The following is an 863-nucleotide window of genomic DNA, read 5'->3' on the forward strand; positions in this document are numbered from 1 at the left end:
GATGCTAACGTAGTCAGCAATGCCAGTATTGTTATGCGCTGTTTTTTCACACTTTTGTTCTGTTCATAGCCGAGTCCGAACTTAGTGCTTTTCATATCCCTAAAACCTTCTTCAATCTGCATACGCTGCCGGTAAATAGCCACAACTTGTTTTGATAAATGTCGGTGAGATTTCAGTGATGTTGCTAACAACCAGGGGTCTTTCGCGCCTTGTGCATGGACTTTCGAGCGTTTTGAGGCCTTGCGTGTGCCATCCGGATTGGTGGCGTGACGCCCTTTGGCTTTTTGTTTAAACAAAACAAGTGTACAAGCAAATGGGTTACCCCTTACGATGTGGCTATTATCAAAACGCTTAGGTCGACAGGTTGCCTGGTCATAAAGGTGACGAATACACTGCCAGGTTTGCTCGCTGTCAATTGTGTACATATGCGGTTTTCGGATGCGACCGACAATGTCCCACCCTAGCGCTAGTACCTCTCTGAACCAGGGCGATTTATACCCTGCGTCAGTCACGATAATTGGTCGACAGTGTGAAGGCAATATGGCGTGCAACGTCTTCAAGAATGCCCTGTGCGCAGCCGGTTTCTCTTTGGTCTTGCTGCAATGTACTTCTTGATAAAGTGTGATGGGCCTACCCTTTAGCGATATTGCCGCGCGTAAAAGAAAGTGAGCTTTACGGTCGTCTAAATCTGACCAGTCGATTGAGATGACAGGGCGTGATGTGCTACCACAAAATAACTGACAAATAGCGGCATAAATTGATGGAGCCTCGCTATGTAGGTGAGGGTTTGAGAGCAGTCTGTCTGCTCGTTTGATTCGATGCTTTTCGAAGGCTTTAGTATTAATCCCACGACCTATGCTCGT

1 protein-coding gene is annotated in these 863 nt (G+C 46.8%); it reads right to left on the reverse strand.

Annotated features, from left to right (window positions below; all coding sequences use genetic code 11):
- On the reverse strand, positions 1-857 hold an 857-nt coding region (locus AC27IB_RS23485), incomplete at its 3' end, for an IS4 family transposase (RefSeq protein WP_487124062.1).
- Between the last annotated feature and the right edge of the window lie 6 nt (positions 858-863).

The sequence above is a fragment of the Alteromonas sp. 4NH20-0104 genome (genome assembly GCF_057547795.1).